The organism is Thermoplasmatales archaeon (assembly GCA_026127925.1).
Classification (GTDB): domain Archaea; phylum Thermoplasmatota; class Thermoplasmata; order Thermoplasmatales; family Thermoplasmataceae; genus JAKAYB01.
The window spans coordinates 1-21,905 of sequence record JAJSLM010000002.1 but is presented as its reverse complement, the minus strand read 5'-3'; the positions used below and the strand labels follow the sequence as shown (position 1 = coordinate 21,905).

Below are 21,905 nucleotides of genomic sequence, written 5' to 3'. Positions count from 1 at the left end.
ATCACTCCAGCTTTTCCCTAAGGATCGAGGTGATATATCCCTTTACCTGTGAAAACACGAGTTTTGGCGGCATGGGTCTCTCGTTTGCGAAAATTACAGTGTCCAGGACAGCTGGCCCGTCAAACTTCAGGAACTCATCGATCGCGGTTTCAAGTTTATTCGGGTCCTCAACGCGTATTCCCTTTATCCCTATGGCTTCTGCAATCTTCGAAAAATCGGGGTTAAGGAGATCGACACCCCATTCCGGATACCCCATTATCTCTTCTTCAAATTTGATCATTCCGAGCTTGGAATTGTTGTACACTGCAATCTTAACCGGCCTTGAGTACTTCTTTGCAGTGATCAGTTCCATCATTGTCATTGCAAAACTTCCGTCACCGGTAATGGCTATGACCTGCCTGTCTGTGGCGAACGAGGTCCCGACGGCTCCTGGAATTCCAACGCCCATGGTACCAAGCCAGGGGGAGAGCAGAAATGTCCTCTGCGTACCTCCTCTTATATCTCTTGTTGACCAGACTGTAACGTTGCCGGTATCAACTATGAAGACAGCATCTTTATCAGCTTTCCTGGATATTATCGATGTAAGGAATTCCGGTTTGATGGGAGTGGACATATCGGATTCCAGTTTTTCAAGGTTTGAGATCCAGTCTTTTTTGTCTTCGGAGAATTTAGCATAGAATTTTTCCTCTTTCTCTTCAGGTGACACACTGCTGAGAAAATCTGAGACCGTACACTGGTACGGTAAGTCGACACGAACTCTCTTTCCTATGTTTGCGGTGTCTATATCGACCTGTATGACCTTGGCCTTATCGTTCATGAATGATACGTAGGGGAATATGGTACCGAGGAGAATCAGGAGATCTGCGTGTTTCATAGCCTCGACGGCTGGTTTTGACCCGAGAAGACCTAGCGGGCCCATGACTTTGGGATCGTTGTCGTCAACCACGCCTTTAGAATTCACGCTGTATATGATGGGGGCACCTATCTTCTCTGCGAACTTACCTATTAGATCCGATAGGCCAAATGCACCCCTTCCGATGAATATCAGAGGGTTTTGGCTTGCATTGATCATTTCTTCTGCAGGTTTCGCATCAATAACCGTTTGCGGAAACTTGAATGAAAAATTATCGATTATGCCTGAGCTGGCATTCTTTCTCAGTATATCGACCGGCAGGGTGAGGTGAGATACACCTCTCTTACTCATGCTCTCCCGATACGCTCTTTTGACTATGGCGAATGCTGAATCGGGATTGATGACCTGTGCGTTGAATACAGAGACATCGTCAAACAGCCTGTTGAGATCAACCTCCTGGAAATAATCCTGGTAGAGCAGGTCCGTCTCAACCTGCCCAGTGAGAGCTATGACAGGTACCCTGCTCATTTTTGCCTCGTAGAGACCATTTATCAGATGTATTGACCCTGGACCGGAAGTACCCATGCATACAGTTGCATGCCCCGTGAACTTCGCTTCAAACGCTGCCTCCAGTGCCGCCCCCTCTTCATGCCTTGTCTGGACGAATTCTATTCTTTTCTGTGTTCTGAGAGCATCCACAAGTGGATTTATTGAATCTCCTGGAACTCCGTAAACTCTCTTAACACCGAGATCTGCCAGCGTATTTATTATAATATTCGCAACCGTTACTGCCATAAACCATGATTTAACGATGTATATTAAAATGAGCAGTTTTTTAACTATTCAGTTCGATGAATAGTGTACCGAATCTGCTGTAGAATTGACGGGATCCCGCACAATTTGGATTTGAAGAGGCGAAAATACACAGAATCAATTAGATGTAGTGAAAGAAGTAATAAGTATTTTCCTGAATGACAGCAAGGAAGGAAGAAACAGTTGATGGAGTGTTTTCTCAACAACGTCATGGAAGAAAATTAGGAAATGTGCAGGATCTTTCAGAAATTACAGCAAATTATGTACACTATCTCAGCCTTTTAGCAGAAAACCAAGAATAGCTGTTTATATCTGTCGTTTTTTCCCCACTTTTCCTGAATTACGCATAAAAAACACGATCATTAAGGCCGCCCAAAACGCAATCGCAGCCGTACCGAAAGTTTCAAGTTCAGCACTTGACGGCCATGAGATTCCGAAACCCGCACCTGTGGCAACTGCCACAATTGCGATCACATATGCCCCATGTAGCAGGTCATGAAGAATCATGCCTATCCCCCATGTCAGGATGGAAATGTCCGCAAGAACGAAGAACCAGAGAGAAACAAAATCATGAGGATACGTCCCCCCATGGTAGATTCCTATAAGGGCCAGAAATAAGGATGCGATCATCAGAAAGGCGCTTCCTGAAGACTCCACCTTATTCTGCGAATTAAGCAGAAGTGCGATCGCAAAGGCGAAAAGAATGACCGAGGTAAACATCAGACCAACATTGTATACCCATGGATAATTTGCCCCTGGGGATCCCAGCTGGCTCAACGCTCCAGTAAAGAAGTCAAAACTTGGATTGATAATTATTGCAGCGCCGATCCATATCGCTGCAGAGATCATCGCCACCACCCCGCTCCAGAGGAGATTTTTCTTCAACGATCCAATGTCCATAAAAGTAATGAGGAAAAACGCGTTATTAAATATAGTGTTAACAAATTTTTATGAGCTAAAAGTAACATAAGGTTTATCTATGAAAATGGCAATCATATTTCATGGCGAATTTATTGGAAGTGGGGGCAAAAGCACCAGACTTTGAATCTATAGATCAGAACGGAAAAACTGTCAGGCTTTCGGACTTTAAGGGCAAACCTGTTGTCCTGTATTTTTACCCTAAGGATGACACACCGGGATGCACGGCTGAGGCATGCAATTTCAGGGATCACATAGACCATTACGAGAAGAATGGCATAAAAGTTCTTGGTGTGAGCGTTGACAGCGATACCTCGCACAAGAAATTCGAGAAAAAGTACGATCTGAACTTTACGCTTGTATCCGACAAGAAGAAAGATATCACACAGAAATATGGCGTGCTTAAGGAGAGGACCGCCAGCAGAGTCACATATCTTATAGGTAGGGATGGAAAAATTGCTTACGTATATCCGAGGGTGAGCCCAAAAGAACACGCTGTTGAGGTCTTTGAAAAGTTAAAAGAATTGAAATTAGTATCTTAATTTATACAAAATTGCCCTTGCGCGGCTCCATTTCTGAAATTGAAACAAAAACGGAAGCCAGTATCCACACTATCGAGATTATCAAGAGAAGAATACTCTTAAAAACGACAAGGGAAAGAATGAGTAATATCACTGGGATGTAATATTTCAACAGATCCCAGAAATATGCATAATAGTCCATCTATCACTCTCATCCGAAAAGTGAGCTCAGGCCTTCAAGAGCCTCTTCAGAGTGTGCCTCTTCTTTCTTTTCCTCTTTCTTCTCTTCCTTCTTCTTTTCGCTCTTGCTTCCAGAATCTGATGATGCCGGGGCGCTCGGAGCGGCCAGGACCGTGCCAGCGTTCTTCAGCACTTCATCTATTTTTACTTCCTTGAGGCTAGCAACAAGGGACTTCAGCCTTGCATCGTCCGCATCTACGCCAGCTTCCTTGAGTATTTTCTTCAGATTCTCTTCATCTATTTCTTTTCCAGCCGAATGGAGCAAAAGTGCTCCGTATATATATTCCATTTTTCTTCCTCCTTTCATCCAAATAGCGAGCTTAAACCCTCTGAAACACTGTCCGAGGTGTCTTCAGCCTTTGCCTTTTGTTCTTTCTTTTCCTCTTTCTTCTCTTCCTGTTTTTCCGTTTCCTCGCCAGAAACAGTAGCATTCAGTTTGTTTGCTTCCCTAATAGCTTTAAGTATAAATAAGTCTACATTGCCTTCGTCAACTGTTCCCGTCATCACGGCAAGCTGCTCGGCAGAGAACCTTGCCTTCACGATCAGGGAGGGCAGTATCTCTGGAACAAGGAACATTGCCTCGAGAGCGACATTCTTCGCCTGTGAGAAAGCAATCGCTATGTTTGAAGTGGCATAGTCCACATTGATCGACATAGTTTCCTTATCGAAAATAAGACCTTCACTGTATGCACCCCTGATGTCAAGCCCGGAATCAACCGTTGGTATTCCCAGTTTAACGAGTATCTTCGCTTTGCTCTTAGGTATCGGTTCTCCAGCCTTTACGAAGAGAGCCTCCTTTTTAATGGCTATCTTCCCCTTATCGATTCCCGTCTGCAAGCCAACTTTCTGGAATTCACTCATCATGGGGCCCGGCGGGAAATCTGTTGCCATTTCAGGTATTATTATGTCATCTTCCGCAATTTCTCCCCCCTTTGCAAAAGCCTTTTGCCTTGTTCCCTCAAGTATTTTCCCTATAATAGCGGGTTGAGAAGATGTTGTGACGACAGCAACCTGTCCTTCAGAGAGTTTTTCCAGGTCATGAATGTTTTCCTTCTTGCTGTTTTCCAGAGCCTTCAGGAGGAGCCTCTTTCTCACGACCCTCAACTTTGCTTTCCCCTTCAGGGTTTTTCTAATATTCTGAAGCTGTGCATTCGCTATTCCCTTAATGCCTACAACCACCACGACAGGATTATTCTCGATATCGCTCTCAAGATCCTTTACAAGCTCTATTTTCCAAGGTGCTGGGTGCGTCATTGTATCGCCTCCAGATCAAGTTTCACTGCTTTACCCATCGTCGTCTTGAGGTATATGGATTCGATATTTCCCCTTCCCTTCTCCATCCTGCCCACAATCCTCTTTACCACTGAATTTATGTTGTCCACAAGATCACTGGTGTTCATGTCTCTTGTGCCCACAGGTACATGGAAAGTCCTCCTGTCCCTGCTTCTTGCCCTCACAGTCTTTTTGAGGTTGTTTATCAAAGGTGTAGGATCCTGACCTGGGGGAAGGGGCTTTGGCATCTTTCCCCTTGGACCAAGAACCTGACCAAGAGATTTACCTATCCCTGCCATGAGTGTAGCTTCGGCTACAAAGAAATCAACATCTCCAGCGAGTTTCTTGAACGCCTTTTTGTCCTCGGCGAATTTGCCAAGGTCCTCCGGGCCAAAAACAAAATCTGCAACCTTGGCAGCCTTAGTTTTCATTTCGGCTGTTCCAATGACCGCAACCTTAAGATCCTTTCCCCGTCCCTTGGGCAAAATTATTTCCTCGTTTATTCTGTTCTTAGGATCGCTCAAATCTACTTCCTTCATGTTAACTGCAAGCTCAATACTTTCCTTGAACTTGCGTTCCTTGGAATTTTTCTTAATTTCCTCGATTGTTTCAGATACAGCGTTTTTTTCAGCCAATTCAATCACCCGGTAGTGCCAGCGAAGATAACCTTCTCCTACCAATTACAGCAAAACCATAAGTCCTTCCGTCTATTTTGAACGAACATATTACAGTCGATGCCTGTACACCGCAAGATCAAAGGTAGATATTAACCTTAGCAACTCTTGACGTGAGTCTTAAATAGTATATGTTACTTTAAATATCACTCTTCTTGTTTCAACTGACAATAAGGATCCTAGAGCTTGATCTCTCCGCTCTTCACAAGCTTTTGAAATTCTTTCGGGTCCTTTCCGTCTATTGTTATTCCCATTGAAACACATGTACCGGCAACTTCAAGGACAGCTGCCTTAATGTCGTTTGAAAGTAACTTCTCAATCTTTGAAGACGCAACTTTCTTTATCTGGTCGATCGTAATGTTCCCGGCTATTGTTTCCTTCCGCTTGCCCGATCCTTTTTCTATGCCCAGTTCTTTTTTAAGTAGCGCTGATGTTGGGGGCATGCCAACCTTTATCTCATATTTCTTGTTGGCAGGATCCGTAACGATCACAGTAACTGGGACCTGAAGTCCCTTGAAGTCTTTTGTTAACTCGTTGATATCCTTTATAACCTGCCCCATGTTCAGGCCCAGTGGGCCGAGTGCAGGACCAAGTGGAGGACCGCTTGTAGCTTTACCCCCTTCTACCATAGTTGATACAGATTGTGGCATTTATATGTTACCTCTTTATTTTCGCCATATCCATTTTACCCTCATTAATGTTTTTGATCGTTCATTATTTTTTTCATTTTCAAAAATTATGACCTGAATAGTTCTTTAATGATCCATATATATCCGTTTCGTTGGAAGTCCTAATAACCGAGGGAAGAAAAACTGGAAAGTTCAGTGATTCGACAAAAGTCCTGGTAGACATATTTCGATCAACCAGTTCCATCCCGATGATCCTTCTGAAAGGTGCCGAGAAGATAATACCGATGTACAGTGTAGGCGACGCAAAGAGGATGAAATCAAAAAATCCATCCTACGTGCTTATTGGCGAACGTTTCGGATTCAAGGTTCCTGGCTTCGATTTCAATAACTCGCCATCAATTCTGTCAAAGATTAATTTTTATGGAAAAACTGTTATTTTTACGTCAACAAACGGAACACTGGTCCTGAAAAAGATATATGGAAACGACAAGGTTTACATCTCATCGTTCCTGAACGCAGAAGCCACACAAATTTCCCTCATGAATGAGAAGACCGTGGAGATAGTCATGTCTGGGAGACCGGATGGCTCTGCCGATGAGGACTATATTTTCTCAAGCTATTTGCAGAAACTCCTGTTGAACGAGAATCCAGATTTTGAAGATTACGCGGAAAAGATCAGAAATTCAAATGGAGCAAGAAGGCTCAGGCTTATCGGATCATCAGGCGATGTGGAAGCTTCCCTGAAGCTTGACATAGCAAAATTTCCGGTAGTTTTCAATGGATCCGAAATTATTAAAGAAGAATAACGCCGCCCTCAATTAACTCCGTTCCCCTCTCCTTAGAAAGCAAGTCCAGGAGGAACTTAGCCCACGTAAGCTTCTTTAGTTTTCGTTCTCTATTTCCGCCACTTTTGTACGAAGGATTCTTGAAGTCGAATCCTACAAGGCGAATCTCCCTGGAATTAAGATAATTTGCGAAAAAAGCTGCCCTGTCTCCATCCGTGAACCCGAAGAAATTGAATATATTATCAAGTGGCTGGTTCTGTGTCGTTCCAATCCTTGGCCCTGTGAATTTCCTGGACCACTCTTCTATCAAACCAATATTGTCTCCATGGGCATGTATCAAACATAGTGTCCCTGATTCATTGCATTTGAGCATGGCAGGAATGTCACCGTCAAGATCCGTAACTATTATATCCGGCATGCCAACAAGTTCAAGATAGGTATCTATCGCAGAGTCCGCAACTATTGATACTTCCCCGGTCCTCTTTTCAAGATAATTTTTCAGATCCGGCGCATTCCCAACAACGTAAGCATTCTTTCCACGAAATTTTTCCGTAATGGCAAGGCCTGAAGATGACCCAAGAATCGAGGAGAGTATCCTGGAACTTTTGAAATCCAACTCCTTTGAAAAACCAAGATCGCGAGATATACGATCATAAACAGCATTCCATTCATTCAAGTTCATTTGTTATCTGCAGGCCCATCTGGGGTGTTGCTTTCCACTTTGACATTGCTGGAAGAGACACCCTTCTCGTTGAAGTACCTGTGCACAAGTGCAGAGAGGATGGCTATTATTACTCCAAGGACAATATAGAAGACACTGAGTATCCCTGTGGTAAAAGATGTGAACAGAAGAAGGAACCGGATATAACTTATTATTCCGTAAACTATGAATGCTATGGAAGCAGAGAATGTCACTCCGAATAAGGATTTGGACACACCGCCATGTTCCCCGTTTGTGTAAAGTTCAAGGGAAAGGCCCACTTCCCTTACAAAAATGGAGGCAAGGACCCACCATGTAAAAACGCTAAGAAAAACAAGGACGCTGTTAAACGGAGAATTGACTATGGCCCTTGCAGATGCGTAACTGTATGCTATTCCAACGAATATTAAGCCAATGGCAATTATATAAGAAAGAAATAGTATCCTGGTTTCAGATGCGTAATCCCACATCCTCCCAACCATCTGCTGCGTAGATTTTCCGATCTCAAAGCCCTTCTCGAGCAGATACGCACCAATGACTATCGTAACAACGGTCAACGCGGCAATGCTCGGATCAAGGTATGTTATCTTTGCTGTCACCCAGTTATAGCTCAGGAGAACAACCGACACGACACCATACGCCAGCAGAATAAGGCCTATCGGGATTATGAACTTGTTTACAAGCCTCTTATCCTGTATAGCCCTGACAATGTAATAATATAGTGATTCAATGTTCTGGTTGTGCCTCACGATTATATGTTTGACGTACTCTATCTTCTTGAATGAGACTATCAGAGGAACGATGTAGTCATCCTCCGCTCCATCTGTTACAAGGATGACTCCGCTGTACTTATTGCCCGAGAGAAGCTGTTCAAGCTGCTTCCCAAGTTTTCTGTCGGAAACCTCACCGACATTTTTATCCCCTGTAACGAGTGCTATCTCCACATCCTCGTCTTCTTTCTTGAGATCGCGATAGTGCTTAATTGCGCCAAACAAAGCATTTGCGTCAGAATCTTCAGGGTCCACTTCCATGAGTTTTTCGGCGGCAATGTGGCAATTTTCCAATCCTACGACTGGCCCATTGAAATTCGCTTTCTCTCCGAAGTCGTTATCGCGGTCAACGTTAAGGATTAATGTCGTCATGTTGCTTTCTACCCAATTATGGTTCTGTGAACAAATCTATTTATGGAGTCCTACAATATAAAGATATCCAATTTGTATATCAAGTAGGGATGAGTTCATTTCAGACACATTTTTCTATAGTATCTCGTTTATTTTCCTCTCACACTCGTAGTTACTCCCATTTCCGGACTGATCGACATTCCCTTTTTTCCTATGGCTTAGATTCTATTTTCAGGATTTAACAGTCTCAAAATTTGTTCTAACATTAATTACAGCCAGATTCACTGCTAAACCTTGCCCTGGTTCAAACAAGGTGCTTTTCCGCCGATACCATAATTGAGGATACTACGTCGTTCACATCTGGTATCTCTCCTATTACGATCGAACTCAGCTCACTGATCCATTTTGATTTCTTCCTGTTCAAAGATTCAGCAAACTCCTCAATTGAAAATTTTCTTCCATAATATCCAAGCTTTAGATTCACGAGGTCCTTGTCAATCGTATCTCCAAAATTTCTCATGAGGAAAAAAATATCATAAACGTCGCGCGCCTTGTCCCGCGTAATTACTGCTCTAACCTTTTCTGCCTTAATCTCACTAATATCCATGACAATTGCGCTAAACGGGAGTACATCCCTGTACTGGGAATCGATCTGCATTACCTTTGGTTTCCTCAGTGTTTTTTCGCGCTTGCTAATGTCTACCTTTACTGTCAAGCCCGAAACTTCGGATGTATACAAAGGACCTTTGACCGAGAACTGGTATGTTGCTGAGGCTTCGTTTGAGGAAGTGATCTTAAACCTATTTTCGATGCCGACTAACAGTAGGTCCCTGTGCAAGGTTTCAATTATTCTCTGTTCGTCTGTCCCATACAGGTCATTGAAATCCAGATCCTCAGAAAATCTAGGTAACCTGTAGAAAAAAAATAGCGCCGTACCACCCTTAAAAATGAAGCTGTTTGCACTTCGGTAAATAGAACGCAACATCAACGTCTGTATGTAATTTTTTTCCTGCTGAAATGGCTTCAACGAGTTCAATTTGCTCAGACTTAAAATATCGCTCCTGTCAATCAAAAGTTCACCTCATTGTCGTATATTTTCCATTTGCTGACATACTTCCCCCTGAACTTATTATGGGGATTCAGTGTGTATATAACTTTAAAATCGCTTGCATCTACACTTATACCACTGTAATCCAGTAAATAAAATAGCCGTCTTTTTACCGATTCTTCCTTTACCGAGGAGACAAAACCTAATAATTTTTTAACATCAATCTGTTTCATGATATCCAGGACGTACGACAGATTAGCAATCCATGGTTTGTAAAGCATATCCAGTATTATTTTTTCTGGTTCCCCGAACACAATGTATGAATTTTCCTGTCTATGTTTTTGGTACCCAAACATCATAGATGGGTTAAAGTGAACAAAAATTATGTCCATCCCATTGAACGCCAATTTGTTCCTCCTAACAGGCGTTGCAACAAATATTTTGTCAACAGTCTGCTCCATCAAATTATTCAAATAGAGGCCGGTTGTGAATGATATATATGAAGGGTATGCTATCTGGGATGCCACTATAAAAGGATCTTCGGTTATGGATATTTTTCCTTTTTCCACACCGAGTAGCAAACCTCTCTCCTTCATACGCATAATATATTTCGGAACCGAATCTTGAGATATGCCCGCAAACCTTTGAAACTCTAGTGAATTAAATACTGCCATGCCGGATTTCCTCAGGTTTTCCAATATACTATAAATGTTCACGATCTGATAGTCTTTAATCGAATATATTTTTATCCATTAATATGGACAATTTTGTCCATTATAATGCAATTTAATATATAATCTCTGAAAAAGAACCATGGACTGCTAAGTCCGTAGAATATAGATGATAATACATGACTCTTTGTTCCAGATTTAATGGAAACCCAACAACACAGTATAATTTTAATAAATTCTCCCAATCAGTGGGACGTGAAAATTATAGCACACAGAGGATTCAGGAAAAATTATCCGGAAAATACGATCCCGGCGTTCGTAGATGCCTTCAGGATAGGGTCGGACGCTGTGGAACTTGATGTTCATTTTACAAAGGACAAAAAAATCGTCGTCTTTCATGACTTCAATCTAAAACGATTGCTTGGCGTGGATGCTGAAATAAATGATCTCGATCTCGACACGATTAAACGATACCGCTTCCCAGGAACAGACATAGCGGTGCCAACCCTGGATGAAGTCCTGTCGGAACTTGGAGAAAAGCAGATTTTTATTGAGCTAAAGACCGTTAGGGACAATGGGACGCCATGCTACCCTGATCTTCCCGCAAGGGTACTGGAACTGGTAAATGATCACGGAGCTTCAGACACTGCAAAAATCATATCCTTTAACCCACTTTCTATAGAAAGGATCAGGGAACTGTCAAGCAAGATCGAGATTGGCCTTGATGTTTCTTCGGATTCACTAAACTATTTTTCTATCGGCGATCTGCAGGAGTTTATCGACAGGCAGCATATCGACCATCTCCTTCCAGAATACACTCTCCTGAAAGGCCATAAGATGCATGATATTCATGGAACCAAAATATCTCCATGGACGGTAAACGATCCATCGGAAATATCAGCAATCAATGTGGAGCTTTACGGAATCGTTACGGACAATCCTGATAAGTTCCTAAAAAAGTAACTTCCTGAGACCGAACAAGTACAGTCTCATGAGATATTAGAAGAAAATTATTGACCCGCCAAGAAGTTAAAGCATACGCCCTTGAACACACGCTTCTTTCCAAATTGAAGGAATGAAAAAGCATTCACTTTGTAGCAAAATAACCGGCGCTTTTGGATCTTGCTACTCTCTTAACGTATCCTTTGCTCGCAAGAGTCTGCAGTGCCGCTGTGACTATGGCTTTTCCAAGACCTGATGCCTTCATGATATCGTCTGCGGATTTCAGCTTGTCCTCAGAAGTCGCACCGAGCTTCTTAATCGCATCGTAAACCTTTTTTTCGTTAGGAGTTAAATCAACCATTCCTACACCTTTTATAGAAGGAAATTAATAAACAATATATATACTATTCTGAGGTGCGCTGTTTTTACCGGATTCAAAGTACCGGAAGACCATAATGGCTAATTTTTCAGATTCCGCTCGATAAAAATACGTCAACTGCCGTCTTTGATTTCGTGAGTTTTTAATACAACTAATCTCTTAAAGTACAGGTTATATTATGTCTGGAATTGTAACGTATGGCTCATATGTCCCGATATTCAGGATAAAGCCAGAGGAAATTGCAAGGGTCTGGGGGGAGGATGCCGATTCGATCAAGAACGGTATTTATGTTTTAAGCAAGTCTGTTCCGGCCCCGGACGAGGATACGGTAACGATCTCGGTCGAAGCAGCGAGGAACGCACTCAAGAGAAAAGCCATCGACCCGAAAAGGATAGGTGCCCTGTTCATAGGCTCCGAATCACATCCATATGCTGTTAAGCCTTCTGCGACCATAGTGGCGTCGGCCATTGGAACGGATTTTTCGCTGTTCTCTGCAGATTACGAGTTTGCGTGCAAAGCAGGAACAGCGGCGATGCAGAACGTGAAAGCAATGGTTGATGCAGGGAATATAGAATACGGTTTGGCAATAGGTGCAGATACATCACAGGGGGCTCCGGGAGACGTTCTCGAATATACTGCCTCGGCCGGAGGAACAGCTTTCGTGCTGGGAAAGAAGGATGTCATAGCTGAGATTAACGATACATTGTCTGTAACCTCAGATACTCCGGATTTCTGGAGAAGGGAAGGAGAACCTTACCCAACACACGGTGAGAGGTTCACTGGTGAACCCGCCTATTTCAGGCATGTCATTTCGGCCGCGAAGATGATGATGGAGCGGATGGGCACAACGCCGAAGGACTATAACTTCGCCGTATTCCACCAGCCCAACGGAAAATTCCCGACACGCGCGGGAAAGATTCTCAATTTCACGGACGAACAGGTAAAACAGGGCCTTCTGACCCCTGTTATAGGAAACACGTATTCCGCTTCGATGATGACTGGCCTATCCTCAATACTGGATGTTGCAAAACCCGGAGACCGGATCCTGGCTGTATCCTTTGGATCGGGTGCAGGATCAGATGCGTTCGACATTACGGTAACAGAGGAAATAGAAAAGATGGACAGGAATGCAGCTCCAACAATTAAGCAGATGCTTTCCAATGTGAGATGGGTAGATTATGCGCTCTATGCAAAATTCAAGAAGAAGATCATAGTGGGTGAAGGAATTGAGTAATGTCTATATAATAGGTGCAGGTGAAACAAAATTCGGTGAACTGTGGGACAAATCGCTCAGAGAACTTGCCGTCAGCGCAGGACTCCTTGCCGTCCAGAATGCTGGCATATACTCCAAGGACGTCCAGGTGCTTTACGGGAGCAACAGCCTCTCTGGCATAATAAACAGCCAGGAGAACATCGGTGCCCTAATATCTGATTTCTCTGGCATGGCGGAAAATGACATGCCAGCGATCAGGGTTGAAGCCTCGACAGCCTCTGGGGGAGCTGCGGTCAGGGAAGCTTTCCTTGCGATAAAGTCTGGAGAATACGATGTTGCCATGGTTGGCGGTGTTGAAAAGATGACTGACATATTCGGCTCCGAGATTCTCGATCTTACAAGTTCGATACTGGACAGGGAATGGGAAGCATTTCTTGGCGCCACCCCTGCTGCCATGGCTGCCATAGTTGCCAGAAAGTACATGCGTGACTTCAACGTTCCAAAGGAAGCTTTAGCTGCCGTATCGGTAAACGATCACCTTAACGGATCAAAGAATCCGGACGCGCATTTCAGGAACAAGATCACGATGGAGCAGGCAATGGCATCCCCGCAGGTGGCGGAGCCTCTCAACCTGATGGACTGCAGCCCGATAAGCGATGGTGCCGCTGCAGTAGTGCTCGCGTCTGAGGAATTCATGAAGAAGAACAAGCTGGAAGGAATCAGGATCATAAGTTCGGCGGAGGGTCAGGATTATCTTGCCGTGCACAGCAGGAGATCCATGTACACGCTTGAATCTGCAAAGATAGCCTCGAGAAAGGCGCTGGAAAAGGCAGAAATGAAGAATGACGATCTTTCTTTTGTCGAACTTCATGACTCTTACAGCATATACGGCCTTCTTGAACTCGAGGATCTGGGATTTGCTCCAAAGGGTAAGGCGAAGGATCTTGTGGAAAGCGAGATAAAGCTCAATGGAAGAATCCCGATGAACCCATCGGGAGGACTCAAGGCCAAGGGCAACCCGTACGGTGCGTCGGGGGTTGGCCAATTCTTTGAGGCATTCATGCAGCTCAAGGGAAAAGCAGGTGATCGACAGGTCAAGGATGCAAGGACTGCTATGCTCCACAGCATGGGTGGAACCGGTTCCACATCAGTTGTACACATAGTGGGGGTGGACTGATGGGAGAGCTATCAAGGTTCTGGAGAGAATCAGAAAAAAGATACAGGCTTCTCGGCGTGAAGTGCGGAAACTGTGGAAGGGTGTATTTTCCTGCAAGAGACATTTGTCCGAAGTGCCATCGTGAATCTATCGGAAAGATGAAGGAAATACAGCTCTCAGGAAAGGGAGAGATCGTGTCGTTCACCGTTGTGCATGATGCGCCAACTGCATTCACAAGGCAGAGGCCATACACGCTTGCAATAATAAAGCTCGATGACGGTCCGATGATCACAGGGCAGATCGTTGACAGCGATCCTGGCGAGGTTGAGATCGGTAAGAGAGTGCGATCTGTATTCAGGCGTGTCTCCCAGGAGGGGGATTACGGGATCATAGAATATGGATACAAATTCGTTCTTGATGGAGCATGATATTTCCACCGACGGAGAATCCGTGACCCAGGCGATCGGATTTTAAATAATGCTTAAATAAGTATCTTGTCATCGCCCATTGAGATGTCAGCGAGCCAGAAAACAAACCATCAGGGTAATTCAGCAAATAAGGATCTGGATAGAATACTAAGCTCCAGGTTCTTTTTCTACGTATTTCTGGCAAGTTTTTCCATAGTTTTTATCTTTCTCATATTTTCCAGCTTGCAACTGTTTAGTGTTGAGTTTAGCCGTTACCTCTCGGAATACATAGCACCGTACTTCTGGATATTCCTGCTGTTCGTTGGCAGGCAGAGCATGACGGTACCGCATCTTTACGTTCCGATGCCTGGAGTCACCGTTTACAACCTTGCCCTGGTAATGATGATCCTTTACGTAGTGTTCTTCGCGGTCATTCTCGTAACATCGTTCCTGAAGAAACAGGATAGGGCTCTGGACAGGAACTCAGCGTTGTTTTACGGAGCAATGACAACGTTCGGCCTTTTCCTCTCCCTCGTCGTGATCGCCGTCGAGAGACACTTCGGTATACCCATAGGCGGCGGTAGTGTTGTGAATAGTTCTGAAAAATACCTCAGTTACATCAGCCTCATATACGCACCATTCGTGGAGGAGCTTGGCTTCAGAATCATTCCTCTCGGGATTTATGCCATGGTTCTTGTTTCCCTTTACAGACCGTTCAAGAAGGATGTTCTTCTTTCGTTCTTAGCTCCGGGATACGTTCGCAGGAAGTACGGGCTCAAGCTTGGATGGGTTGGATATTCCCTGATAATAATAACTAGCGCTGCCTTCGGATATGCGCATGTGCTCTTCGGTGCCTGGGATTGGGGAAAATTCCTACAGGCCGCCCTGATCGGCGTCATTCTCGCCTTTGGCTACCTAGAGTTCGGGGTATTTGTGGACATCCCCATGCACTGGTTCTACAATGGCGTTCTAACGCTAAACTATATAGCTCCCGGGACAAGTCCGTTTATCGACATCGCTTCGTTCTGGTTCATATTTTCCGGCATTATCGCCACGGTATTTCTTATCCTGTTCCTTGTAAACAGAGTATCATCCAGAACTGGAAAGACTGCCACTATTTCCCCCTGATGACTCTTTTCCCTGATATTCTGTATTTTCCAGAGAGGATGAGGGCTATGGCCTCAACAATCGATTCATGCTCGAGAGTGCTGAGGCGATCGGCAAGTGATTCCTCTGTGTCATCGTCCTTCACCGTCAAGGCTTTCTGTACAATTATGGGACCGCCGTCCACGTCTGATGTGACGAAATGCACTGTACATCCTGTTATCCGAGCACCGCTTTCAAGCACTGCCTTGTGCACCCTGCTTCCGTAGAATCCTTTGCCACCGAAACATGGAAGAAGGGCAGGGTGAAGGTTTATTATCTTCTCCGGAAGGCGGTCGACCATCCACTTGGGAAGTATCTTCATGAATCCTGCAAGGACAACAAGATCTGGCTTGACCTGATCTATGATCCCGTAGACTTGACGGAAAAAACTTTCACGATCGTTTTTGTCAAACGGAACGATCTTAGTTTCTATGTTGTTCCGCTTAGCGATATCTACCGCACCGCATTCGGGATTTTCTGTAACCAGCATCGCTATTTCTGCCATGAGTCTGTGCTCTTTTATGCTGTAAATGATCGCCCTAAAATTCGTACCGTGTCCGGATGCCATAACAAGGATCTTTTTCATGATCTACGCGCATCGTATTTTATCCACAGTCATAAAATGTTCGCAGGCAGATCAAACGGATGCTAAAATGAAGGTGAGGTCACGAAAAAGAGCAGCAGCCTCGATTCCTAGACTGGGGATTTGCCAAAGATAAGTGTGAACGTTGAGTGAACGAAGGAGATGGACTCAACTTTTTATATATTCTAAGTATCAGTTCAAAGAGAGAACATCGGGATCATGGCTCTCGAGCTTGTTTCGCTTTACAGTAATGGGCGTGAGACAGAATAATCCTGGCCAAGAGAGGAAAAGTTAAGATGATAGATATCTGGACGGAAAGGTACAGGCCAAAAAGCCTATCCGAGATCGTCGGACAGAAGGAAGAAATAGCCAAGCTCAAATCGTTTGTCACGCACAAGGAGCTTCCGCACCTGATATTTGCTGGCCCTGCCGGTACCGGAAAGACGACAACAGCCATAGCCATAGCGATAGAGCTTTTTGGAGAGGACTGGAAACAAAATTTCATGGAACTCAACGCATCCAACGAGAGGGGGATAGATGTTATAAGGGAGAACGTGAAGAATTTTGCGAGGCTACTATCCTCGAATCCCGTTGGTTTCAAGATCATTTTCCTGGACGAGGCTGATCAGTTGACGCAGGAAGCTCAGGCAGCCTTGAGACGGACCATGGAGATGTATTCATCCACCACCAGATTCATACTGTCGTGCAACTACTCCACTCAGATCATACCGCCCATACAGTCAAGGACTGTTGTAATGAGATTCAAGCCGCTATCAAATGAAGATATAAAGGGCAGGCTAAAATACATATGCGAAAAGGAAAAGATTACACTTTCCGAAGACAGTGCGGATGCAATAGCCGATCTTTCGGACGGAGACATGAGGAGAGCCATAAACATTCTGCAGACAGCAGCCTCTTCTGGGGAGATATCTGCAAAGAATATTTACGAGATTTCTGGTCTAGCGAATCCGAAGGATTTTCAATCGATTCTCTCAAAGGCACTTGCCGGGCAGTTCGATGACGCCAGAGATGGCATAGATTCGCTCCTGATGTCCAGAGGATTATCCGGATTTGACATAATCCGTGGCCTGCACAGCGCAATAAGGAATGAGAGAATACAGGCGAAACAGAAGCTGCAGGTTATAATGGCACTCGGAGAAGCCGAATTCCGGCTGGTTGAGGGTTCAAGCGAGAGGATCCAGCTTGACGCTCTGCTTGCAAAACTTACTTACATTGGCCAGGAATACAGTTGAATTTTTAAACTGCACTGATCTTTTATTTTCATTAGAAGTAGTCATCAAGACTCTTTTCGATCCTCTTCTCTTTGGATTCCGCTTTTCCCTCGTTCTCTTTCGTGTTATTCATTTTGGATATGTTCCTGTTCATCTTGGTTTCCTTCTTAAGGCTGGACATGTAATATCCTATGTCCCTGGTCCCTTCATTGAGAAGGATCTTGACAGATCCTGCATGTGTCCTTCCCGTCCTTCCTCGTCGCTGAATGCTCCTGATCTCAGAGGGCACTGGTTCATAGAATATCACAAGATCTGTTGATGGTATGTCCAGACCCTCCTCGGCAACACTTGTAGCCACCAGGACGTTGTATATTCCGCTCTTGAATTTCTCTATGATCTCTTCCTGAATCTTCTGCGACATCCCCTGATCGGATGTTCTTGATGACTGGCCAACGAATCTTACTGGTTTTATCAACCTGGAGTTTTTGGTAAGATATTCCACAACGATATCAGATGTTTTCCTGAAGTGAGTAAATATGATTATCCTGGACCCCGGGTTTTTCCGGATCTGATCTTCGCACAGCCTGAGAGTCATGTACACTTTTGGATTCGTCAGATGTTCGTCTATAAAGGTCTTCATCCTGATTCTCAACTCAGCAAACTCTGCGAATTTGGAAAGAATTGACACTGTCCTCTGGATGGTCTTTTCTTCGCTTTCAAGCATCTCGTTCAGGTAATCATAAGCGATTTCTATACCCTGTGTCTCGAGATATTCAGAAAGATAATCCAGGCGAATGAGAGCCGTGAGATACGGAATGATCCTGAATATAGATTTGTCTCCATCCTTTGCCTTCTGCACCAGTATCGGAATAAGTTTTGCCAGTTCGCTTCTTGAGACTTTCGTTGAATTCAGTATGCCCATCTCTTTTAAGCGTGAGGAAATTTTGTTGCTTATCTCTCTTATAATGCCTGAAAGCTCGATCTCCTCCTGAGATCTCTTCAGCCTTATGGTTTCTATGTTTATGCCGCCAAAATATTTTTTGACATCCAGATCATTCTCGTTCTTTATCTGTACGTTTGTTATTCCCAATAAAGAAATGACTTCGTTCAGTTTCTCCTTGTTCCACCCCGGACTTGCGGTTATTGCCAGAATTAATTTTTTCCGGGCTTCCAGGTAGTTTTTTGCTATTTCAACATAGGCGTAATTTCCCGTTGTCCTGTGTGCCTCATCAAAGACGATAAGACCGAACCTTGATAAATCGTAAAGGCCATGCCTGAGATCGTTTAGGGCAACCTGAGGAGTTGAAACGACCAACTTGCTTGTGACCCATGATGCTGAGCGATCTTCGTCCCCAACTTCCCCTGTGAATTCAGATATTTCGTTTTCTTTCAGATCCAAAAGTGTTTTTAACGTTCCGAAATGCTGGTGTATAAGTGGTCTCGTTGGAGCCAGGAACAGTACCTTTTCCCCCTTTCCGTTGATCACGTAATTTGCAACCATTGCGGCAATTACTGTTTTTCCGAGACCTGTCGGTAAAACAATCAACGTGTTCTGCTCTTTTGCAGAATTGAAGAGATTGATCTGGTATTCCCTTGGTTCTATGTTCCCCCCGGGAAGCAAATTCATTCTGATTTATCGCAAACGGATATTAAAACGAAATTGTCTTAGGAACAAATTAAAGCGTGAGGCCAAAAAATTCAAAAATTAAATGCTCTCCTCTCGTTTGAAACCCAAGAATTTGGAATAGAATAATGTAGTTCTACATAATTCCTGACAGGAAACCATAAACGGGCCGGTAGATCAGCGGTAGATCGCCTGCTTCGCAAGCAGGAGGTCTCGGGTTCAAATCCCGACCGGTCCATTTAATTTATTAATAGAATATTTTTTACTTCTGTATTCTTGTATTCTCATTGCCCTGAGACTGGAACAGGAACCGCAGTTTGGTAAGCCATTGAGATGCAAGCTCCACCGACTATGGCAGCTCAGAATCGGCTCTTTCAGAGTTTGGTATGAAATAAATTAGGAGTAAAAGTAAGTGATTCTTAGAGCAATTCTTCACAAAGACGAAGCGAAGAAATATTATTAGAGTTCTTTCAGGAAATCTCTAACGTTTCTGACTTTTCCATTCTGTATATCTTGCTCACTTTTTTCAAGCTGATCCATTACATACTCATTCTCAAGAGTCTCAACTGTAGCCTCAAGGCTATCCAGATCGGACTTTGGTATGCTTACTAGCCTTGACTGTTTCTCTCTGGTCATAATATGACTCTTTATTCTTTCAGATTTTAATACCTTTTGGTATGCTCAGGCTCAAATTCACCCCGACTTCGCTATTTACTCTGTGTCCTCCGCTCAGTGCGGAATTACGGGGATATGAGGGGCCTCGCACCGTGCTGTTCTTCAACTATTCAAGGAGCAATAACTGCACGGCACTGCGACCATACCTTTTTAGAAAAGGTAGGTAAAAATTAACTTTTATGCGATGTTTAGGAGAAATCAAACACCTATCATTACAGGGGGAACAAAAAGTAATAGTTATTAGCTATATCTTACTAGACAATAATGAAAATGCAGGGAGGAAATAGTATGAAACCTACAAATAGAAAATTAGTCAGATTGCTTATCGAAGACTTTGGCCCAATAGAAAGAGCAGACCTAGAGCTAGGGGATTTCACAGCTATAATAGGTCCTAATTCCTCTGGAAAAACATTCATAATAAATCTTGTTGACAGACTGATGGCTTTTGCCTCCACTACATACATGTTTACAATTTCAAACATCGTTTTCAGGGGCGTAGAGGAGATATTGGTTAAAAAGGAGAATAAAGGATATCCAATAAGTATAAACATGTCAGAATATCCAGAAGACGACATCAATCAGGTTGTTGATTATGTTATTGAGAATCTTGGCAAAATAGGAAATCAACAGAACATTGGTTTAGGAAATGTTTATGGCCAACTCTTCCGATATTTTCAGACAGATCCTAAAAATCTTATTCGATTCGGAAGAGACCGAGCAAGAATAACAGCCTACTTTGAACAAATGAAAATAAACATTACTATTTCACATGACAAGGGCCCCTCAATTGAATTCCTGCCTTATCGTGAATTTCTAATAAACTACGTAAAAGGATTCACAGTTAATTTCATGGGAAGTGGCGGAGGTTCATACGGCAGTTCATTCCAATCGCAGCAATTACGAAGTGTTCTCATACCCACAGAAAGGCTATCTGTTCTTGTGACCATGCCAAACATTATAGAAGACCTTGCGAAATCTAGGGGCCTACAAAACTTATTTCCGATTCTGCCTCAAGCCCAACCAAATCAAGCAAGTAAGCTATCGCTAATAGAATTTATGTCAAATTACCTAGGTGCCATCCAGTTCATAACAACAAGTAAGAAAGAAATCTCTAGAAACGCTTCTGATTTAATTATGGGTAATTTAACTCTGGATTTTAATTTACCATTTTTCATTAACTTCAGGTTGGGTGAAAACAGTTTACCCTTACACCTAATATCTTCCGGAACTTTACAACTGATCCCACTGGTTGTTCTAGCAGAATCTGATCTTAACAATGCTCTTCTAATCGAAGAGCCCGAAATAAATCTACATGCCAACAAACAGGTCGAGGTTGCCGAATACCTTTGGAACCTTGTTGAAGAAAGAAATAAAACTATACTTGTTAGCACACACAGTGATTATTTTGTGATGAGATTAGCACATCTATCTAAAGATAATAAGAGCAAGATATTGAGAGTTTATTTGTTGAACGAGGGTCGTACCACTCCCCTAAACATTAATAAAAAGGGGGAAATCGAAGAAATAGTAACAATTGGGAGGGTAATGAACAAACTCCTTTTAGAAACATAACATGGTGATTTCATTGTCGAATGAATGTCATGTCTATGCAAATAACGGGATTGTGTCATTTCTTTACGATAGACCCGAGTGTAAACCGAAAGGAAGCGGTGAAAACAGATGCGATGTAATACTAATAGAGTCCTCCGAGATTAAACGACTCTGGATAATAGAATGCAAAGGAAGGGTAGACAGCAGTGCTGCAAGTAAAGCTATCACTCAAATTGAAAAATGTATAAGCGTAATTCGCAATGTAAATGGCTGGGAAATAAAAAAGTGTGTTATTGGTGACTCTTTCAGACATGAAGCGGCTCGATTATTGGAAAGTAAAAAAATATCGCATATTGAATTCAAGGACAGCAGAACTGAGGAGAGGATAAAAAAAGTAGTAGAAGCAGTCAAAAAAATAAAGGGTTATTGAATTTTCAGATGAAATCGAGAGTATTCGCTTCTATGAAAAAAGTTCGTTAGGCGAACCTCTCATCCTTTTCTTCTTTATAAAGTTCATCACCTCATAGAGTTTCTTTATCAGGGAGGGATTCTGTGCCCTTACGCGCATGGAATTCATCTTTCTCTCTGTCAAGGCATCGATCTCGTCAACGAAATCCTCGTCTTTCTTCAGCATTGTGTATATCATTTCAAGCAGTATTCTGGCTATTGCAACTATCGCCCTCTTCTTTCCGATCCTGCGTACAATGCTGAGGTATTTCGATTTCAATCTTTTTGAGTGCTTGATTACGATG

General features: G+C 43.4%; 25 protein-coding genes and 1 tRNA gene. 11 read left to right on the top strand and 15 right to left on the bottom strand.

The window, feature by feature from the left end; all coding sequences use genetic code 11:
- Window position 1: 1 nt before the first annotated feature.
- Both LVQ96_02365 and LVQ96_02360 read right to left on the bottom strand, forming a co-directional pair.
- Window positions 2–1,648 carry a thiamine pyrophosphate-dependent enzyme gene (locus tag LVQ96_02365; GenBank protein MCW6169994.1) on the bottom strand — a complete coding sequence of 549 codons (1,647 nt, stop codon included), beginning with the start codon at window positions 1,646–1,648 and terminating at the stop codon, window positions 2–4.
- A 324-nt stretch (window positions 1,649–1,972) separates the two neighbouring features.
- On the bottom strand, window positions 1,973–2,566 hold the full coding sequence (locus tag LVQ96_02360; protein MCW6169993.1) for a DUF998 domain-containing protein: 594 nt from the start codon (window positions 2,564–2,566) through the stop codon (window positions 1,973–1,975).
- Window positions 2,567–2,667: 101 nt separating this feature from the next.
- On the opposite strand from LVQ96_02360, the gene LVQ96_02355 reads away from it, so the two are divergent.
- Window positions 2,668–3,126, top strand: a complete 459-nt coding sequence (locus LVQ96_02355; GenBank protein MCW6169992.1) for a peroxiredoxin — start codon at window positions 2,668–2,670, stop codon at window positions 3,124–3,126.
- Between the two features lie 190 nt (window positions 3,127–3,316).
- Here the strand turns inward: LVQ96_02355 and rpl12p are convergent, their stop codons facing one another.
- The 4 genes from rpl12p to LVQ96_02335 form a co-directional block, all read right to left on the bottom strand.
- On the bottom strand, window positions 3,317–3,634 hold the full coding sequence (gene rpl12p, locus LVQ96_02350; protein ID MCW6169991.1) for a 50S ribosomal protein P1: 318 nt from the start codon (window positions 3,632–3,634) through the stop codon (window positions 3,317–3,319).
- A 14-nt stretch (window positions 3,635–3,648) separates the two neighbouring features.
- The gene (gene rplJ, locus LVQ96_02345) at window positions 3,649–4,599 is read right to left on the bottom strand and encodes a 50S ribosomal protein L10 (protein MCW6169990.1); all 951 of its coding nucleotides are present in this window, start codon (window positions 4,597–4,599) and stop codon (window positions 3,649–3,651) included.
- Window positions 4,596–5,252, bottom strand: coding sequence for a 50S ribosomal protein L1 (locus LVQ96_02340; GenBank protein MCW6169989.1), 657 nt, complete (start codon window positions 5,250–5,252; stop codon window positions 4,596–4,598). The genes rplJ and LVQ96_02340 overlap by 4 nt, the downstream gene beginning before the upstream one ends.
- A 218-nt stretch (window positions 5,253–5,470) precedes the next feature.
- Window positions 5,471–5,941: a 50S ribosomal protein L11 gene (locus LVQ96_02335; protein MCW6169988.1), complete on the bottom strand. Its 471-nt coding sequence runs from the start codon at window positions 5,939–5,941 to the stop codon at window positions 5,471–5,473.
- 131 nt (window positions 5,942–6,072) lie between these two features.
- Here LVQ96_02335 and LVQ96_02330 point away from each other — a divergent pair, with 131 nt between their 5' ends.
- Window positions 6,073–6,726, top strand: coding sequence for a 2-phosphosulfolactate phosphatase (locus LVQ96_02330; protein ID MCW6169987.1), 654 nt, complete (start codon window positions 6,073–6,075; stop codon window positions 6,724–6,726).
- Here the strand turns inward: LVQ96_02330 and LVQ96_02325 are convergent.
- The 4 genes from LVQ96_02325 to LVQ96_02310 form a co-directional block, all read right to left on the bottom strand.
- Window positions 6,713–7,387, bottom strand: a complete 675-nt coding sequence (locus LVQ96_02325) for a DUF115 domain-containing protein (GenBank protein ID MCW6169986.1) — start codon at window positions 7,385–7,387, stop codon at window positions 6,713–6,715. The two genes, LVQ96_02330 and LVQ96_02325, sit on opposite strands and share 14 nt — an antisense overlap.
- Window positions 7,384–8,547, bottom strand: coding sequence for a DUF373 family protein (locus LVQ96_02320; protein ID MCW6169985.1), 1,164 nt, complete (start codon window positions 8,545–8,547; stop codon window positions 7,384–7,386). Before LVQ96_02320 ends, LVQ96_02325 begins: the two co-directional genes overlap by 4 nt.
- A gap of 283 nt (window positions 8,548–8,830) precedes the next feature.
- Window positions 8,831–9,598, bottom strand: coding sequence for a nucleotidyl transferase AbiEii/AbiGii toxin family protein (locus tag LVQ96_02315; GenBank protein ID MCW6169984.1), 768 nt, complete (start codon window positions 9,596–9,598; stop codon window positions 8,831–8,833).
- On the bottom strand, window positions 9,595–10,248 hold the full coding sequence (locus LVQ96_02310; protein MCW6169983.1) for a hypothetical protein: 654 nt from the start codon (window positions 10,246–10,248) through the stop codon (window positions 9,595–9,597). Before LVQ96_02310 ends, LVQ96_02315 begins: the two co-directional genes overlap by 4 nt.
- 252 nt (window positions 10,249–10,500) lie before the next feature.
- Here LVQ96_02310 and LVQ96_02305 point away from each other — a divergent pair, with 252 nt between their 5' ends.
- Window positions 10,501–11,208 carry a glycerophosphodiester phosphodiesterase gene (locus tag LVQ96_02305; GenBank protein MCW6169982.1) on the top strand — a complete coding sequence of 236 codons (708 nt, stop codon included), beginning with the start codon at window positions 10,501–10,503 and terminating at the stop codon, window positions 11,206–11,208.
- Between the two features lie 124 nt (window positions 11,209–11,332).
- Here the strand turns inward: LVQ96_02305 and LVQ96_02300 are convergent, their stop codons facing one another.
- Complete coding sequence (locus tag LVQ96_02300; protein MCW6169981.1) at window positions 11,333–11,548, bottom strand: transcriptional regulator; 216 nt, start codon at window positions 11,546–11,548, stop codon at window positions 11,333–11,335.
- Between the two features lie 196 nt (window positions 11,549–11,744).
- Here LVQ96_02300 and LVQ96_02295 point away from each other — a divergent pair, with 196 nt between their 5' ends.
- From LVQ96_02295 to LVQ96_02280, 4 genes are all read left to right on the top strand, one after another.
- The gene (locus tag LVQ96_02295) at window positions 11,745–12,800 is read left to right on the top strand and encodes a hydroxymethylglutaryl-CoA synthase (protein ID MCW6169980.1); all 1,056 of its coding nucleotides are present in this window, start codon (window positions 11,745–11,747) and stop codon (window positions 12,798–12,800) included.
- Window positions 12,784–13,956, top strand: a complete 1,173-nt coding sequence (locus tag LVQ96_02290; protein ID MCW6169979.1) for a thiolase domain-containing protein — start codon at window positions 12,784–12,786, stop codon at window positions 13,954–13,956. Before LVQ96_02295 ends, LVQ96_02290 begins: the two co-directional genes overlap by 17 nt.
- Window positions 13,956–14,363, top strand: coding sequence for a Zn-ribbon domain-containing OB-fold protein (locus LVQ96_02285; GenBank protein MCW6169978.1), 408 nt, complete (start codon window positions 13,956–13,958; stop codon window positions 14,361–14,363). Before LVQ96_02290 ends, LVQ96_02285 begins: the two co-directional genes overlap by 1 nt.
- A gap of 84 nt (window positions 14,364–14,447) precedes the next feature.
- A complete protein-coding gene (locus LVQ96_02280) occupies window positions 14,448–15,470 on the top strand; it encodes a hypothetical protein (GenBank protein MCW6169977.1) in 1,023 nt (340 codons plus the stop codon).
- On the opposite strand, the gene purN is transcribed toward LVQ96_02280, so the two are convergent.
- Window positions 15,457–16,074, bottom strand: coding sequence for a phosphoribosylglycinamide formyltransferase (gene purN, locus LVQ96_02275; GenBank protein MCW6169976.1), 618 nt, complete (start codon window positions 16,072–16,074; stop codon window positions 15,457–15,459). The genes LVQ96_02280 and purN overlap by 14 nt on opposite strands.
- A gap of 293 nt (window positions 16,075–16,367) precedes the next feature.
- Here purN and LVQ96_02270 point away from each other — a divergent pair, with 293 nt between their 5' ends.
- A complete protein-coding gene (locus LVQ96_02270) occupies window positions 16,368–17,324 on the top strand; it encodes a replication factor C small subunit (GenBank protein MCW6169975.1) in 957 nt (318 codons plus the stop codon).
- A gap of 31 nt (window positions 17,325–17,355) precedes the next feature.
- Here LVQ96_02270 and LVQ96_02265 read toward each other — a convergent pair whose 3' ends face one another.
- On the bottom strand, window positions 17,356–18,930 hold the full coding sequence (locus LVQ96_02265) for a DEAD/DEAH box helicase family protein (GenBank protein MCW6169974.1): 1,575 nt from the start codon (window positions 18,928–18,930) through the stop codon (window positions 17,356–17,358).
- Window positions 18,931–19,093: 163 nt separating this feature from the next.
- On the opposite strand from LVQ96_02265, the gene LVQ96_02260 reads away from it, so the two are divergent.
- Window positions 19,094–19,165: transfer RNA gene (locus LVQ96_02260), tRNA-Ala, on the top strand.
- Window positions 19,166–19,386: 221 nt separating this feature from the next.
- Here the strand turns inward: LVQ96_02260 and LVQ96_02255 are convergent.
- Entirely contained in the window at window positions 19,387–19,563 is a 177-nt protein-coding gene (locus tag LVQ96_02255) for a hypothetical protein (protein ID MCW6169973.1), read from the bottom strand.
- Between the two features lie 327 nt (window positions 19,564–19,890).
- Between LVQ96_02255 and LVQ96_02250 the strand changes: the two genes are divergently transcribed.
- Window positions 19,891–21,174: an AAA family ATPase gene (locus LVQ96_02250; protein ID MCW6169972.1), complete on the top strand. Its 1,284-nt coding sequence runs from the start codon at window positions 19,891–19,893 to the stop codon at window positions 21,172–21,174.
- Between the two features lie 13 nt (window positions 21,175–21,187).
- On the top strand, window positions 21,188–21,583 hold the full coding sequence (locus LVQ96_02245; protein MCW6169971.1) for a hypothetical protein: 396 nt from the start codon (window positions 21,188–21,190) through the stop codon (window positions 21,581–21,583).
- 30 nt (window positions 21,584–21,613) lie between these two features.
- Here the strand turns inward: LVQ96_02245 and LVQ96_02240 are convergent.
- Window positions 21,614–21,905: hypothetical protein (locus tag LVQ96_02240; protein MCW6169970.1), on the bottom strand; the 292-nt coding region annotated here is incomplete at its 5' end.